Origin of the sequence: Frankia tisae (assembly GCF_025403405.1) — a bacterium.
GTDB classification, from domain to species: Bacteria; Actinomycetota; Actinomycetes; order Frankiales; family Frankiaceae; genus Frankia; species Frankia tisai.
The window spans coordinates 1-458 of the sequence record NZ_JANEZT010000807.1; the positions used below are offsets into that span (position 1 = coordinate 1).

Below are 458 nucleotides of genomic sequence, written 5' to 3' on the forward strand. Positions count from 1 at the left end.
GACCTGGGGCTCGCACTCCAACAACCACTTCGACGTGTCGCTCGCCATGTTCACCCACGTGGCGGCCGCGGCGCCCGGCAAGGTCACGGCCATCGACACCCACTGGATCTGGCAGGACGGCCAGCACCTCACGCGCGCGCCCTACCGAATCGAGGGTGGTCGGATCCAGGTGCCGCAGCGTCCCGGCCTGGGGCTGGAACTCGACATGGACGCGGTGGATGCCGCGCACCGGCTCTACCTGCAGCACGGCCTGGGCGCGCGCGACGATGCGGTCGCCATGCAGTACCTGGTGCCGGGCTGGCGCTTCGACAACAAGCGGCCCTGCATGGTGCGCTGAAGGACAGGGCACCGCCCGCCGGTTCGGGCGGATGCCCTACAGCCGCGCCCGGCGGGGTGCGATAGGGTCTCTCCGTTTCTTTCAGGAGACCCTTGCATGCTGAAGCTCAAGAACCCCGGCC

Annotated in this window: 1 protein-coding gene; it reads left to right on the forward strand. The window is 69.4% G+C overall.

From position 1 onward, the window contains the following. The coding region (locus NBZ85_RS34230; RefSeq protein WP_498041291.1) for an enolase C-terminal domain-like protein at positions 1-337 on the forward strand (337 nt) is incomplete at its 5' end. Positions 338-458 lie beyond the last annotated feature (121 nt).